A 14,485-nucleotide genomic window follows, 5' to 3' on the forward strand; every position below is an offset into this window, starting at 1 on the left:
CAACTTCGAGTACTCCCGACAACGACATCCCAAAAAAGTCATACAATTAAACATAAAAAAACCCAGCTTACGCTGGGTTTTTTTAACTACTTACACACTATACTAAGACAGCGAGATTTCAACAGTCTCACCATCAACGGTAAGAATCAGCGACTGCCCTTCTAGCTTATGAGAGACTTCCACTTGCTCACCGGCGTTCTTGTTTGGAACAAGAAGCGTTAGGATGTTGTGCTGTTTTGATGGTTTGAACTGCACTTCAACGTGACGGTGAATTTCAAGATCTTGGTACTCGTATGGGTCAACGTCGCCGAAGCCTTCAACGTTCTTAACAGATTCAATGTTGTCGGCAGACTCGTTGATGAAGTTCACGTCTAGGTGTGCTAGTTCGCCACGGATAGTGAATGACTTGTCAGCCACTTCATTTGCGAATGTAGTGTGCATTAGCCAAGTCATGTCTTTCTCTTCAGATAGAGCAGCCTTGTCTTGCATGACGAATACTTTACCCTTCACAAACCAGATCTTACGCTTGTAAGACTCGATTTCTGGAACGAAGAATTTGTAAGATGCTGTTGCATCACCTTCAACCATTTTAACTTCTGATTCTGTATCGAAGTCAGTGATGTTACCGCCCGCTTCAATACAGAAACGATCTTGGTGACCGTCAAAGCCCGTGTTCTTGTTCTCACCGTACTGACCTTTACCACCGAATAGAGGAAGGTTCTTAGAGAACGTTTGACGACGCCATTTAGTGTGCATGTCTACACCGAAACCACCGTAGTAGCCAGTGATCGCTGCTAGCGTTTCACCGAATGCGTGCAGAGTGAACGCGTTTTGGTCACCGTGTGAGTGAGAGATAGAGCCAAATGGTGAACACTTGAATACCATGTGGATGTGGTTATCACGCTCAGTCATCTTGTTGTGGAAGGCAGCCCAACCAGTGATTGGGAATACTTTCAACAGTGGATCGTTTGATGGTGCTTTCTCTTCTGGTGCATCCCAAAGGATGTTGAAGCGTAGGTCGTCGTAGCCGAAGTCCCACCAACCGAAGTTGTAGAATTTCGTGTGTGCTTCAGTATCACGGCCTTTAAGCTGGTTGTAGTACCAAACGTACTCAGGCTTCTGGTTAACACCTGCGTAGTGCTTGATGTTGTAAGCCAGTTTTAGACCTGGGAAGTCACCGATTGATGACTGGTCACAGAAGCTCGCGCGCATAGAGTGAACAGGCATACAGTATAGTGGGAAGTCACCAGTGTTTTCGTAGAATGTCTTGTTGAACATATCTACGCCACAGTAGGCTTTCAATAGGTCGAATGCTTCGCCTAGGAATGCCGTTTGCGTGTTCCAGTAGTCAGGACCTTCAGCCCAACCGCCGTCTTCACCGCCCCATGGTGGGTAGTGTACTGCGTAGTATTCTAGAGCGTATGCGATGTACTCGCCTGCTTTCGGGTGATCGTGGTAAAGCGCGATACACGTTGGGATAATAGCAGAAGAGATTGAACGTACACCGTGACTGTTTAGAGGGTTGTTCAGTAGATCAACCGTCACGCGTAGGTGGTGCATGATTTCGTCTAGACGCTCGATGAGTGCGTCTTGAACTTGCTGACGCTCTTCATCAGTGAAGTAAGCGTGTAGCCAGTCGTAACCCCAAGCCATTGCTGCGATTACACGGAAAGCGGCTTCGTCGTTATAACCACGAGAAGTGACGCCTTCTGGATCGTAAGTCGAGAGCTTTAGAGTCCAAGCTTTTGCTTTCGCGATGAGCTCTTCGTCTTCTTTCACGATACCAGCGATGGCAAGGTTACGTGTCGCGTTAAGCGCCATTTGGCAATCAACGTACATTTGACGCCAGTAAGGACGCCATAGAGAAGCTTTACCTACCGTCTCTTCTGGGTAAGGTTGAGGCTCTTCAAATGGAGCTGTCTCAAGGAACTTAACCGTTGAGTTGTTGTAGAAGTCATCGAACATGCAGTGAGATTCATCTGCGCGTACAGCCGCTTTGAACGTTTCCAGATCAGCAGACTGAACAAGAAGACGCGGGCGTGCTTCGCTCAGGTTGTCGAGGAACGACAAATCAAAATCGCGCTTTTGTACTTCGATTGGGAGTAGATCGACAAGGTTACCTGCTGAAGTGTCATTTTCCAGCTTCATCTTCCTGATCGCATCAAGAGATTTTTGGTTGCTCATGTTAACTCTCTTTGTAGTGAGGGTTTGAAGGGTATGGGCAATAATATAAATCTTATTGTAGGACAATTAAACCTTAAAACGCGAAAAATGGCCTTTTTTGTCATTTCCGTGACCTAAAACAAATCGACAGCTCAGAACCGCAAAAAAGCGAGCACTCGGCTCGCTTTCATCATCGATTTGGTATCGGCTTAGTTTACGTGCGCAACCGCCGCCTTCACTAGTGCACCTAGCTCGTCCCACTTACCTTCGTCCATCAGGTTCGTTGGTACCATCCAAGTACCGCCACACGCTAGTACAGAAGGGATAGATAGGTAATCATCCACATTCTTAAGGCTAACGCCACCCGTTGGCATGAAGTTAACTGGGTAAACCGCTGTCAATGCTTTTAGCATAGGCACGCCGCCTGAAGGCTCAGCAGGGAAGAACTTCAACGTACGAAGACCCATTTCCATCGCTTGCTCAACAAGGCTTGGGTTGTTCACGCCAGGAACGATCGCAACGCCTTTGTCTAGGCAGTATTGCACGGTACGAGGGTTAAAACCTGGGCTAACGATGAAATCAACGCCCGCATCGATAGACGCTTCCACTTGCTCGTTCGTTAGAACGGTACCTGAACCGATCAGCATGTCCGGGAACTCTTTGCGCATCACGCGGATCGCTTCAATGGCACATTCAGTACGTAGCGTGATCTCTGCGCAAGGCATGCCGTTTTCTACCAACGCACGACCTAGAGGAATCGCGTGCTCAACTTTGTTGATAGCGATAACAGGGATCACTTTCAGGCTTGCTAGTTTTTCGTTCAATGTTGTCATAATGTTTAGACTCTCTCGTTATAAAGCTCGCACAAAGGCGAGCTTATTATTCATTCGATTACAAAGGTAAATCTGGCATCACATCGCGAGGGATGATCGCACCTTTGTGCTGGATCACTTGTCCTGCCATGCAGTGGCCGTTGAATGCTGCTTCTTGCGCGTTACCGCCCGTCAGACGTTTGGCTAAGAAACCGGCGCTGAATGAGTCACCTGCTGCTGTGGTGTCGACCACATTGCTGACCGGCTTTGGCGCGACGTAGTTCGCTTCTTCACCTTCAACGACGAGGCAATCTTGCGCGCCACGTTTGATGATGATCTCTTTTACGCCCGCCTCCGATGTACGCTTGATGCACTCTTCAAGGTGTTCATCACCGTACAATGCCTGCTCATCTTCAAACGTCAACAACGCAGTGTCGGTCAGAGACAGCATCTTCGAGTACCACTCAATCGCTTCAGCTTGGTCTGCCCATAGCTTAGGACGGTAGTTGTTATCGAAGAATACTTGACCGCCGCGTTCTTTGTATTGCGCTAGGAAGTTGATCAACGTCTCACGGCCCACTGGGGTCAAAATCGCGAGCGTAATGCCGCTTAGGTAAACCGCGTCAAAGCCAAACAGCGCATCAATCAACGCTTTAGACTCAGGCTGCTCGAACATAAACTTCGCTGCCGCTTCGTTACGCCAGTAGTGGAAGTAACGCTCGCCAGTGTCATCGGTTTCGATGTAGTACATACCTGGGTTTTTACCGTGAATACGCATCACGTGTGACGTATCGATCCCCTCTTCTTGCCAAACCTGTAGCATCTCAGTACTGAACGAGTCTTCACCCAGTGCCGTAATGTAACTGGTGTTCACATCGTGACCTTTGGTCAAGCGAGAGAGGTAGAGTGCGGTGTTTAGTGTGTCACCACCGAATGATTGCTTTAGTTCACCTTCTTTCTTCTGAAGCTCAACCATACATTCGCCGATGATAGCAACATTAATCATTTTCATTGTTTACCTTAGCAATTGAACTGCCAATGAATTACTTCAGGAAGTCTTCACGTGCAGGGTTAAAGACGTCTAGCAGGATACTGCCTTCTTCGAGCGCAACCGCGCCATGAACAAAGTGTTTCGGTGCGATGTACGCATCGCCTGGCTTCAGTACTTTTTTCACGCCGTCCACTTCTGCTTCGAAACTGCCTTTCACTACGTAGCCGATTTGATCGTGAATTTCGTGAGCGTGAGGGTGGCCAATCGCGCCTTTATCAAACTCAAGGTGAACCGCCATCAAGTCGTCAGTATAGCCAACAATTTTGCGCTTAATCCCGCCGCCAATGTCTTCCCAAGGGTGATCGTCTAAAAGAAAAAATGGATTCATCGTTTTGCTCCTAAAATCTAGCGTAGTGCTGTTTGTTCACATCATACCTCAGTGAGATTAATTGTAATACAATACAAACCAAAAGTGTGACACAAATCAAAAATGAAACTACGTTTCAACTATTTCACCATCAATTATCGAACAAGAAAACGTCGAGTAAATCTCTGTATTCTGGCCCGTTAATTCAGGTCCTCAATGCGAATTCAGTGATTTCGCTCATCATTTTTCCTCTCTACCCTACCATAATAATCAATATTGTATTACTTTATATGGTAAATAATTGCTCTGCTATACCCAAAGGTGACGAGGACATAACGATGAACGCGCTCTTATTCACGCAAGATGAACTGACACTCCTACGCCAGGAAGTGGGTCAGCCTAGCTTAATGGGCAAGACCATCGACAAACACTGTCGTGAACTTGAAGCGTTTATGCGCTTACCCCTCGAAGTACCCGGTCACGGTGAAGCCGGTGGCTACGAACACAATCGCCACAAACAGAACTACACATACATGAACCTCGCTGGACGCTTGTTTCTGGTCACACAAGATGAGCGATACGCAGCGTTTGTTCGTGATTTACTCGATGGCTATGCGGATACCTATTTAACGCTTGATTATCAAGTTCAGAAGAATACCAACCCGACTGGGCGATTGTTCCACCAGCTCCTTAATGAACATGGCTGGCTTCTGTTTGCCAGCATTGGCTATTCCTGTGTTTCTCACACCATGAGTGAAGCGCAAAGAACGCGCATTATTGATCGCCTCTTTGTGCCGATGATTGAAATGAGTACAGAGAAGTATGCACACCGTTTTGACCATATTCATAATCATGGTGTCTGGGCAGTCGCCGCTGTCGGTGCCTGCGCCGTCGCGATTGATAAACCTGAGTACTTGGAGATGGCCGTCTATGGCCGCGATAGAAACGCAACGAGCGGTTTTTTAGATCAAATATCGCATCTCTTCTCCCCATCGGGTTATTACCTTGAAGGGCCATACTACTCTCGTTTTACCATTCGACCGTTAGTGCTGTTTACCGAGATCATCCACCGACACCTACCTGAGGTCGATATTTACCGCTACAAAGATGGTGTGGTCGGTAAAACCGTGCAAGCGTTGTTGGCAACCGCTTACCCTAATGGTGTGTTCCCTGCTCTGAATGACGCCTCACAAAGCATGAGCATCAACGATGCCGGCGTGCAGGTCGCCGTGAGCATCTATGGCGCGCATTATGCTCTGGACGATAACATTCTTGGCATGGCGAAAATTCAACAAGGCGTTTGGATGCATCCTTGCGGTTTGGCACTCTCCAATGCCTTTGAAGAGGCTCAGGCGCAGCGTGAGATTGGTCTACCCTACTGGCCCAGTGTTGCACTGTGTGAAGGTCCAAACGGCGATCAAGGTGCACAAGGCTTTATCCGCATGCAAGATGCAAGTGGCGATGTGACCCAACTTGTAATGAATTATGGAATGCACGGTATGGGGCATGGCCATTTCGATACCCTTGGCATCACCCTGTTCAATCGTGGTCAAGAAGTGCTGCGTGAGTATGGTTTTGCACGTTGGGTCAACGTTGAACCTAAGTTTGGTGGACGCTACTTAGCCGAAAACCCATCGTATGCTCGCCAGACCGTTGCTCATAATCTGGTCACCGTTGATCAAAAGTGCCAGAACCAATTCGACGTCGAACGCGCGGACGCTCGCAGCGGGACGCCACACTTTTTCGATGCGACTCAAAAGACACTAAAGGGCATGAGCGCATTCGCCAACGAGCATGTGGATGGTTGCGACATGCAGCGCAGTGTCTTTTTACTCAGCCTAGACGAGCTAGAAGCGCCACTCTTGATTGACCTTTACCGCATCGACAACCAACCGGACCAAGCCAATACGCTGCGAAGTTACGACTACACACACCAATATCAAGGTCAGATCATTCGTAGCAACGTGGAGTATCACACCCATCAAGAGCTGCGCCCACTGGGCGACAGCCACGGATATCAGCACCTATGGAACGTGGCGGAAGGAGAAGTCGCAGATTGTGCATTGGTCAGTTGGCTTCAGGGCCACAGCTACTACACTTGGGTTGGCGCGAGTTCAAATCCGAGCAACAAGCTAATCTTTACACGCACAGGGGCCAATGACCCTAGTTTCAATTTGCGCAGCGAACCCGCCTTCTTGCTTCGAAGTGAAGGCCCGTCGACGGTGTTTGCCTCTGCGCTTGAAACGCACGGCTATTTTAATGAAGAATTTGAGCAATCGGTCAACGCCCGAGGCCAAGTGGAGTCGATCCAAGTGGTTGGCAATAGCGATGTGGGGAGCGTTGTGCAGATCCGCACCCGCCTACATGAAATCACCTTGATGGTCAGCCACCAGCAAAACGTGGCTGAGAGTACGCCACACCAAGTGGCGGCTACAGAGAACGCAAACATTTACAGCTGGAACGGTGCCTACGCGTTAGACATCACCCCAAAAAACTAAGTATCGGTCAGGAGACAACATAATGAGCTATCAACCTCTATTAATGAATGTTGAGGAAGCAGCTGAACTACGTAAAGCACTTGGCACGGATAGCCTATTAGGACGCGCATTGGCGCGCGACATCAAAAAAACCGACCAATATATGACACAGGTTGGCATTGAAGTCCCTGGTCATGGTGAAGGTGGCGGTTATGAACATAACCGTCACAAGCAGAACTATATCCACATGGATTTGGCGGGGCGTTTGTTTCTCATCACCCAAGAAGATAAGTATCGTGACTACATTGTTGATATGCTTACCGCTTACGCCAAAGTGTACCCAACGCTTGAGAGCAATGTCAGTAAAGATACCAACCCACCAGGCAAGATCTTTCACCAAACACTGAATGAAAACATGTGGATGCTCTACGCATCGTGCGCCTACTCTTGTGTCTACCAGACACTATCGGATGAGCAAAAGGCGCTGATCGAAAACGATCTCTTCAAGCAGATGATTGACTTGTTTGTTGTCACCTATGGCCATGATTTTGATATCGTTCACAACCACGGGCTTTGGGCAGTGGCTGCGGTCGGTATTTGTGGCTATGCCATTAACGATCAAGCCTCGGTTGATAAAGCACTGTATGGTCTGAAGTTGGACAAGGTCAGCGGCGGCTTCTTAGCTCAGCTTGATCAACTCTTCTCGCCAGATGGCTACTACATGGAAGGCCCCTACTACCACCGCTTCTCGCTGCGTCCTATTTACCTGTTCGCCGAAGCGATTGAGCGCCGTCAGCCAGAGATTGGCATCTACGAGTTCAATAACTCGGTCATTAAGACGACGTCTTACGCAGTGTTCAAAACCGCGTTCCCAGACGGTACTTTGCCAGCGTGCAACGACTCGTCAAAAACCATCTCTATCAATGATGAAGGCGTGGTGATGGCGACGTCTGTTTGCTTCCATCGCTATGAACAGAACGAAACCTTGCTCGCGATGGCCAACCACCAACAGGACGTATGGGTCCACATCTCAGGTAAAACGCTCTCTGATGCGGTTGCGAATGCCAGCGACATCAAGCCATTCAACTGGGGTAGCTTATACATTACCGACGGCCCACAAGGTGAGAAAGGTGGTCTTGGTATTTTGCGTCACCGCGATGCGCAAGACGACGACACCATGGCATTGACCTGGTTTGGGCAACACGGCTCTGATCACCAATACCACTCAGCACTCGATCATGGTCACTACGATGGTTTGCATCTGAGCGTATTCAATCGCGGCGTAGAGGTCCTGCACGATTACGGCTACGGTCGCTGGGTCAATGTCGAGCCTAAGTTTGGTGGACGCTACATCCCGGAGAACAAGTCGTACTGCAAACAAACGGTCGCCCACAACACCGTGACGGTGAATCAGAAAACGCAGAACAATTTCAACACTGCCCTGGCAGAGTCAAAGTTTGGTGAGAAGCACTTCTTCAACATCGACAACGCCAAACTGCAAGGCATGAGTGGTCGTATCCGTGATTACTATGAAGGCACGCAGATGCAGCGCAGCATCCTACTTGCCGAGTTACCCGAGTTTGAAAAACCGCTGGTGATTGATGTCTATCGAATCGAATCCGAGCAGGAGAACCAGTACGACCTTCCTGTGCACTACAGCGGCCAGATCATTCGTACCGACTTTGAATACAACACACACTCCACACTCAAGCCGCTTGGCGATTCTGACGGTTATCAGCACCTTTGGAACCTAGGCTCAGGTAAAGTAGAAGGCAGCGCGCTGGTCAGTTGGCTAGTGAAAAACAGCTACTACACGTTAGTCACCAGTGCGAATTCTAACAGCGAAGTGATTTTTGCTCGTCTCGGCGCCAACGATCCTGACTTCAACCTACGCAGTGAGCCCGCATTGATTCATCGCCAAAGTGCAAAAGATCATGTCTTTGCCTCCGTCCTTGAGACACACGGCTACTTCAACGAAGAGTTTGAACAATCCGTCAATGCACGTGGTCTTGTGCGCGCGGTGACCGTGGTGGGTCACAACGAAGTCGGCACTGTGATTCGTATCGATACAACATCAGATAATCACTACCACTACGCCATTTGTAACCTTGATGAAGAGGCACAACATAGCGAGCATAGTGTTGAATTTAATGGTACTGCCTACACATGGCAGGGTGCCTTTGCCCAAATTGATTAGACCGTGTTAGGTTCGCTCGTTGGCCCCACCGACTGAGCGCCCCTCTCTCACATGGACTTATTGATGTAAAAATCGAACTAAGACAAAAGCCGAGCATCCCGCTCGGCTTTTTATTTACAAGTTATCATATGACAAAAATAACCATAGCTATGATGAGGATTTCATCGTGCTCGCGATCACTAAAATCTCCCTTTAACCCTTTAAATATCTGAGCTGGAGCACTGTTTGGCACTCTCGATAGTGATCAAAATAACACTAGGCCAACTCCTCGTTGTTCATCATTAAAATAATACAATATCATTTGTTTGTGATTAGGACGTAACACGGAATTAATGCCCATGAAGAAGGATCACGTATCCATAGCTAAAGATGCCGTCGAACTTGTCAAACCCGCTATAGACAAGCTCTTTGAGCGAACCAATCGCCAGGAGCTACACATAGTGATCATGGACCCAAGGCTCAAACCTTGGGAGGCAAGCTTCGAAGAGGCCATTTTGTACCAAACCTCACTGGGCTCTCCAGATGAGTGGACCATCCCTTTTGACCAATTTGCCCTCAATAAAGCTAAGCAAGCATGGCGCAGCGGTCAACCTAACCTGGTCAACCAAACCCTGCACACATCATCACTGCAATCGGAGGATCTGCTGTTCTATGGCTCCTTTGTATACGGCGATGTCGTCGTCGCGTGCAGCGGCGTCGAACAATGGTACGACATGCTCATCAGCGGATGGCTAGCCGTCGCATTTGAGCAACTGTGCATGAGCGAGTACCAAAACAATAAAAGTAACAACCCTACACAAACTTACCGAAACTGAACGTGAAGAGAAGGTCTAAGACTATGAGCAAACTACTGAAATCTCTACTGGTTACCGCTGGCATTATGGCTTCAGCGAGCGCTATCGCCGCCGACTATCCGACCAAAAACATTCGACTTGTTGTTCCCTTTGGTGCGGGTGGCGGTACGGATGCCGTAGGTCGTACCTTGGCCAATTCTGCCAAAGATATTCTCGGTCAAAACATTGCCGTGATGAACCGTACTGGTGGTGCAGGCGCCGTAGGCATGAGCTTTGGTGCTCAACAACGTCCCGATGGCTACACACTGACGGTCGTTACACGCGAAATTGCGTCATTACCTCAAATGGGACTCATGCAACACGACGCGAGCGATTTTAAATTGATCCGTCTGGTCAACCTTGACCCTGCGGTTGTGTTGGTGCACAAAGACAGCCCATACAACACCATCAACGATCTGATTGCCGAAGCCAAAAAAGGCGATGGCGTCGTGAAGTTTGCCTCCACCGCAGCGCCAAACTTCTACCTAATGGCTCTAGAAAAAGACCAAGGCATCAAGTTAAATGCCATTCCTTACAACGGTGCAGCGGAAGCCATCCCGTCCGTATTGGGTAACCACACCGACGTGACTATGGTTACGCCAGGAGAAGCGATTGCGCAGCTTCGTTCAGGTCAGCTTAAAGCGCTCGGCGTGATGTCTAATGAGCGTATCTCGTACATTCCAGATGTCCCAACCCTCAAAGAACAAGGCGTTGATGTGGTAACAGGAACATGGCGTGGTATTGGCGCGCCAAAAGACACGCCAGATGAAATCATTGAGACCTTAGGTAAAGCCTTTGATGAAGCAATGGCATCTGCTGAGTTCAAACAGTTCATGGAAAAAGGTGCGATGACTATCCACAACATGAACGCCGAAGAGTTTACTCAGTTCGTCAAAGACGATACCAAAGCACTGAGCACACTCATCAACTGATCGACGTCGAGTTATTGGGAGCCTTCTCTTGAGGCTCCCATTTTTTGCTGTATCGAGGTGTCCCTATGATGAACCGTCATGTAATTTTCCCTTCTCTCATGATTGTATTGAGCGCACTGACTCTTGCCGTCATCACTCAGTTTGATCAACCGAGATTTCAAGATGCGAGCGTCAACGCACAATTCTTCCCGAGTGTGATAGCTGTGATGCAAATCGTCATCTGCGTTGCGCTGATTATTCAACACAAGCTCAAAACCACAGCGTCTAGCGATGCGCCGATTTTCTCCAAAATGGCGTGGTTCGGTTTGGCCTTTCTCATTACTTATGCCGCGCTCATCAGCGTGATCGGCTATTTGTATGCCAGCTTACTCGCGTTCACCCTCTACCTGATCTGCTTTAGAGTGAAAAAGCCGCTCTTTTATGCCGTGGCGTGGGTATTTGTCTTTTCTGTCTACTATCTGTTTGGCGAGGTGTTTTACATTGCTTTGCCCGACGGCTACTTCTACTAAGGAGGGCGTATGTTAGAACATCTGTTTAACGGCCTCTTGACGGCTTTTAGCCCAGCTGTATTGCCAGTGCTGATTTTCGGCGTTGTCGGCGGTATTGTACTTGGCGCCCTACCAGGATTGACCGCGACGATGGGGGTCGCCATTTTACTGCCTTTCACCTTCGGCATGGAGTCCACTCCGGCACTGGTGATGCTTATCGGCGTCTACATTGGGGGCATTTACGGCGGCTCTATCGCGGCGATTTTACTTAAGACGCCCGGTACACCCGCTTCCGCAGCGACGGTGTTGGATGGGCATACACTTGCGGCGAAAGGCCAGGCCGCCCGAGCGCTCAGTATCTCAGCTGTCGCGTCCTTTATTGGTGGATTGATCAGTACCATAGTCTTGATAGCCATCGCGCCCCTATTGGCCAATTTCGCCCTGCGCTTCAACGCGCCGGAATATTTCGCCCTCGCCCTGTTTGGCTTAACCATCATCGCCAGTGTCTCAGCACAAAATATTCTTAAAGGCTTGTTAGCTGGCACCATTGGTTTACTGGTCTCTACGATAGGCTTAGACCCTATCAGCAGCGTACCCAGATTCACTTTTGGCGTGATGGATTTATACAGTGGCGTGAACGTCATTCCAGTTCTGATTGGTCTGTTTGCTCTGTCTGAGGCCATCAATCAAATTGAGAAACTCCTCAATGAGAAACGTGCCTCAATCGCCAAATTCGACCACACATTGCTCAGCCGATCTGATTTAAAAGAGATGATGCCCACCGCGGTGAAAAGCGGCGTACTTGGCACGTCCATCGGTTCTGTGCCCGGTGCGGGTGCAGACATTTCGGCCTTCGTTTGTTACAACGAAGCCAAACGGGTCTCGAAAAATCCTGATGAATTTGGCAAAGGCTCAGTGAAAGGTCTCGCCGCCGCAGAGGCTGGAAACAACGGTGTTACCGGCGGTGCATTAGTCCCCCTATTGACGCTTGGTGTACCCGGCGATGCGGTCGCCGCCGTGCTACTCGGTGCCTTGATTGTGCAAGGTCTCACGCCGGGTCCATTGCTCTTTGCGCAAAATCCAGATGTCGTTTACGGTGTGTTTAGCTCGATGTTGGTCGCCAATGTAGTGATGGTCATCGTCGGCTTAGTTGGCATTCGTTTTTTCTGTCGCATCATCGAAGTGCCGAAGCTTTTAATGATACCCATCATCATTTTCTTATCGATCGTCGGTGCCTATGCCATCAATAACTCGATGTTCGATGTCGGTATTGCGATTGCATTTGGCCTACTTGGATTTGTATTGGGTAAGCTTGATATTCCATCCTCACCCATCTTACTCGCCATCATTCTTGGCCCTATGGCCGAAACGAACTTACGAAAAGCTCTACTGATGTACGATAACTCCTGGTCATTCCTCTATGAACGTCCAATCGCCCTTGGCTTTGTCTTATTGGCCATCTTCTCTGTCTACTCAACAATGAAGATGAAAAAGAAAGCCAAACTCGAATCCGCGCACCAGTAAGCTTTTCCCTTCCCCAGACTCCCAAGCCTGCTTGGGAGTCGTCACACCACAGTTTGTTACATTATGCCAAGTTGGAATAGCCGTTATTCGTCATCAACAACGCCGGATTTTGCTATACTCACCGCGCAACGCTCCAGACCAATTAAATCACTGATTTAATTAACTTATTACATAAACTAGATCAATACTTCTCCTCTATTTGCGTTGCTAGTTGATAAGATTTCTGCGCGTTCACATAGGTACGGTTATGGGTTTTAAACATCGAAAAACGTTTATTTATCAGTTGGAAAGACACGATAAGCGCTACTGGATGAAATTCTGTGGTGAGAACAAACGTAATCCAATTAACCGCCTATTCAATCGTCTGATGACGCTGTCAGAAAAAAGCCAAAATTGGCAGTTACACAGTGGCTTCGACACCAAAACGCGCTTTTTGCTTGAACAGAGTCACTTGATTGAGGCGGCAAAACGGTCACTCCCGGTGCCTCGCGTCGTGATGCAAGGTCGCGGGTTGTTTGTTACCGAGTGTGCCGGCCAGCCTTTGACCGAGTCGCACACTGTCTCCCCCAAACAGCGCTTAACCAAAGCGATGCGCGGGCTGATTGCGTTTCACCAACAAGACATGATTCATGGCCGTCCGGCGATGCGGGATATTTTAATCAATGACGCTGGACAGGTGACCTACATTGATTTCGAAGAGTCGCGCTTCTCTGCCTGCCAGACACTGCGCACGCGCGATGTGCTCTTGCTTTTACTCGACTCCTATCGTTTACAGCGAGTCAGTCAAGCCACACGTTTGGCGCTCCTTACTGAGTGGCAACAGCAAGTGGGACAAGGCAGTACGCACAACCTAGCCGTTGTCGCACGCTTTCTCACCTACAATCGCTGGATGGCCAAGTTAGTGCTGACGTTTAAATCGAACCGATTGTCACGCCAGCTTTTACTACTTGAGCGCCTATTGAGCCGCGCACTTCGTTAGTGCGCTCATCATCGAGAAGCGCTCTAGTCATACATCAATTGCTTGGCTTTTTCTGCATCAAACTCATCCAAAGAACGTCTGGCTAAGCGTCTAAACGGCCACGCTTTGACGATTTCTTCAAGTGGCATCACAGCAAACGCCCAGAAAATACTGCCTTCTAGCCACAGTACGATGCCAGCGCACAGCGGCAGCGCAATCACCCATTGCCCCGTAAAGTTGATCTTAAAAACCTCAGTGGTTTTACCCAAAGCACGCAAAACCTGCCCATGCACGGTGTTATAGCCCCGCACAATCGGAAGGAATATATACAAAGGTGCAATCACCGCCAGTGCAAGGTAGGTGTCGGGGTCCAAATTGGAATACAAATGGGGCAACAGAAAGCTTAATCCTAAAAAGGCCAAGCAAGACAATGCCGAGATGGTCACCGCGACATCAATACTGACATCGACGTTCTTGCGTAAGTCATCCAGCTGCTTAGAACCAATCGCTTGGCTAATGGTAATGGCCGATGAGACGGCCCACGCCGTGATGAACTGATTACCCGCCTTAACCCAAGGCATAATAATGGTGATCGCCACGTAGGAATAAAGCGGCAACTGCGAAAAAGTCAGCATGTACAGTGTTGCGCCCGTCATCAGCATAGTGACATTAGCCGCCACGGGAAAGATCTCTTTAAAGTGGTTGATAGCGTTGCGCCGCAATGACGCATCCAAGGTGCGCAG

At 48.9% G+C, this 14,485-nt stretch carries 12 protein-coding genes; 7 read left to right on the top strand and 5 right to left on the bottom strand.

The genetic code is table 11. From position 1 onward, the window contains the following. Positions 1–102: 102 nt before the first annotated feature. The 4 genes from AC6R0L_RS04835 to AC6R0L_RS04850 form a co-directional block, all read right to left on the bottom strand. Entirely contained in the window at positions 103–2,184 is a 2,082-nt protein-coding gene (locus AC6R0L_RS04835) for a DUF4962 domain-containing protein (protein WP_500628433.1), read from the bottom strand. A 188-nt stretch (positions 2,185–2,372) separates the two neighbouring features. Then, entirely contained in the window at positions 2,373–2,996 is a 624-nt protein-coding gene (locus AC6R0L_RS04840; protein ID WP_500628434.1) for a bifunctional 4-hydroxy-2-oxoglutarate aldolase/2-dehydro-3-deoxy-phosphogluconate aldolase, read from the bottom strand. A 58-nt stretch (positions 2,997–3,054) separates the two neighbouring features. Continuing rightward, the gene (kdgK, locus tag AC6R0L_RS04845) at positions 3,055–3,987 is read right to left on the bottom strand and encodes a 2-dehydro-3-deoxygluconokinase (protein ID WP_500628435.1); all 933 of its coding nucleotides are present in this window, start codon (positions 3,985–3,987) and stop codon (positions 3,055–3,057) included. A gap of 31 nt (positions 3,988–4,018) precedes the next feature. After that, complete coding sequence (locus AC6R0L_RS04850) at positions 4,019–4,354, bottom strand: cupin domain-containing protein (RefSeq protein WP_334550598.1); 336 nt, start codon at positions 4,352–4,354, stop codon at positions 4,019–4,021. Positions 4,355–4,665: 311 nt separating this feature from the next. On the opposite strand from AC6R0L_RS04850, the gene AC6R0L_RS04855 reads away from it, so the two are divergent. The 7 genes from AC6R0L_RS04855 to AC6R0L_RS04885 all read left to right on the top strand — a co-directional run bounded on the left by AC6R0L_RS04855 (position 4,666) and on the right by AC6R0L_RS04885 (position 13,763). Beyond that, on the top strand, positions 4,666–6,831 hold the full coding sequence (locus AC6R0L_RS04855) for a heparinase II/III domain-containing protein (RefSeq protein WP_500628442.1): 2,166 nt from the start codon (positions 4,666–4,668) through the stop codon (positions 6,829–6,831). A 22-nt stretch (positions 6,832–6,853) separates the two neighbouring features. Beyond that, a complete protein-coding gene (locus AC6R0L_RS04860; RefSeq protein ID WP_500628436.1) occupies positions 6,854–9,007 on the top strand; it encodes a heparinase II/III domain-containing protein in 2,154 nt (717 codons plus the stop codon). Positions 9,008–9,345: 338 nt separating this feature from the next. Beyond that, positions 9,346–9,822, top strand: a complete 477-nt coding sequence (locus AC6R0L_RS04865; protein WP_500628437.1) for a hypothetical protein — start codon at positions 9,346–9,348, stop codon at positions 9,820–9,822. Between the two features lie 23 nt (positions 9,823–9,845). After that, entirely contained in the window at positions 9,846–10,772 is a 927-nt protein-coding gene (locus AC6R0L_RS04870) for a tripartite tricarboxylate transporter substrate binding protein (protein WP_334550603.1), read from the top strand. Between the two features lie 65 nt (positions 10,773–10,837). Beyond that, positions 10,838–11,281 (top strand): tripartite tricarboxylate transporter TctB family protein, encoded by a 444-nt coding sequence (locus tag AC6R0L_RS04875; RefSeq protein ID WP_487902394.1) that lies wholly within the window; start codon positions 10,838–10,840, stop codon positions 11,279–11,281. A 9-nt stretch (positions 11,282–11,290) separates the two neighbouring features. Then, positions 11,291–12,784 (top strand): tripartite tricarboxylate transporter permease, encoded by a 1,494-nt coding sequence (locus AC6R0L_RS04880; protein ID WP_500628438.1) that lies wholly within the window; start codon positions 11,291–11,293, stop codon positions 12,782–12,784. A 247-nt stretch (positions 12,785–13,031) separates the two neighbouring features. Further along, on the top strand, positions 13,032–13,763 hold the full coding sequence (locus AC6R0L_RS04885; protein WP_500628439.1) for a BUD32 family EKC/KEOPS complex subunit: 732 nt from the start codon (positions 13,032–13,034) through the stop codon (positions 13,761–13,763). A 23-nt stretch (positions 13,764–13,786) separates the two neighbouring features. Here the strand turns inward: AC6R0L_RS04885 and AC6R0L_RS04890 are convergent. Then, on the bottom strand, positions 13,787–14,485 hold a 699-nt coding region (locus AC6R0L_RS04890; RefSeq protein WP_500628440.1), incomplete at its 5' end, for an MATE family efflux transporter.

Source organism: Vibrio sp. R15-SG3-ISO1A (genome assembly GCF_059833955.1).

What these genes read in the sequence shown, in the direction of transcription:
- AC6R0L_RS04885 (WP_500628439.1), top strand. Translation starts at nt 13,032, where the DNA reads ATGGGTTTTAAACATCGAAAAACGTTTATTTATCAGTTGGAAAGACAC.
- AC6R0L_RS04865 (WP_500628437.1), top strand. Translation starts at nt 9,346, where the DNA reads ATGAAGAAGGATCACGTATCCATAGCTAAAGATGCCGTCGAACTTGTC.
- AC6R0L_RS04840 (WP_500628434.1), bottom strand. Translation starts at nt 2,996, where the DNA reads ATGACAACATTGAACGAAAAACTAGCAAGCCTGAAAGTGATCCCTGTT.
- kdgK (WP_500628435.1), bottom strand. Translation starts at nt 3,987, where the DNA reads ATGAAAATGATTAATGTTGCTATCATCGGCGAATGTATGGTTGAGCTT.
- AC6R0L_RS04850 (WP_334550598.1), bottom strand. Translation starts at nt 4,354, where the DNA reads ATGAATCCATTTTTTCTTTTAGACGATCACCCTTGGGAAGACATTGGC.
- AC6R0L_RS04875 (WP_487902394.1), top strand. Translation starts at nt 10,838, where the DNA reads ATGATGAACCGTCATGTAATTTTCCCTTCTCTCATGATTGTATTGAGC.
- AC6R0L_RS04835 (WP_500628433.1), bottom strand. Translation starts at nt 2,184, where the DNA reads ATGAGCAACCAAAAATCTCTTGATGCGATCAGGAAGATGAAGCTGGAA.
- AC6R0L_RS04860 (WP_500628436.1), top strand. Translation starts at nt 6,854, where the DNA reads ATGAGCTATCAACCTCTATTAATGAATGTTGAGGAAGCAGCTGAACTA.
- AC6R0L_RS04870 (WP_334550603.1), top strand. Translation starts at nt 9,846, where the DNA reads ATGAGCAAACTACTGAAATCTCTACTGGTTACCGCTGGCATTATGGCT.
- AC6R0L_RS04880 (WP_500628438.1), top strand. Translation starts at nt 11,291, where the DNA reads ATGTTAGAACATCTGTTTAACGGCCTCTTGACGGCTTTTAGCCCAGCT.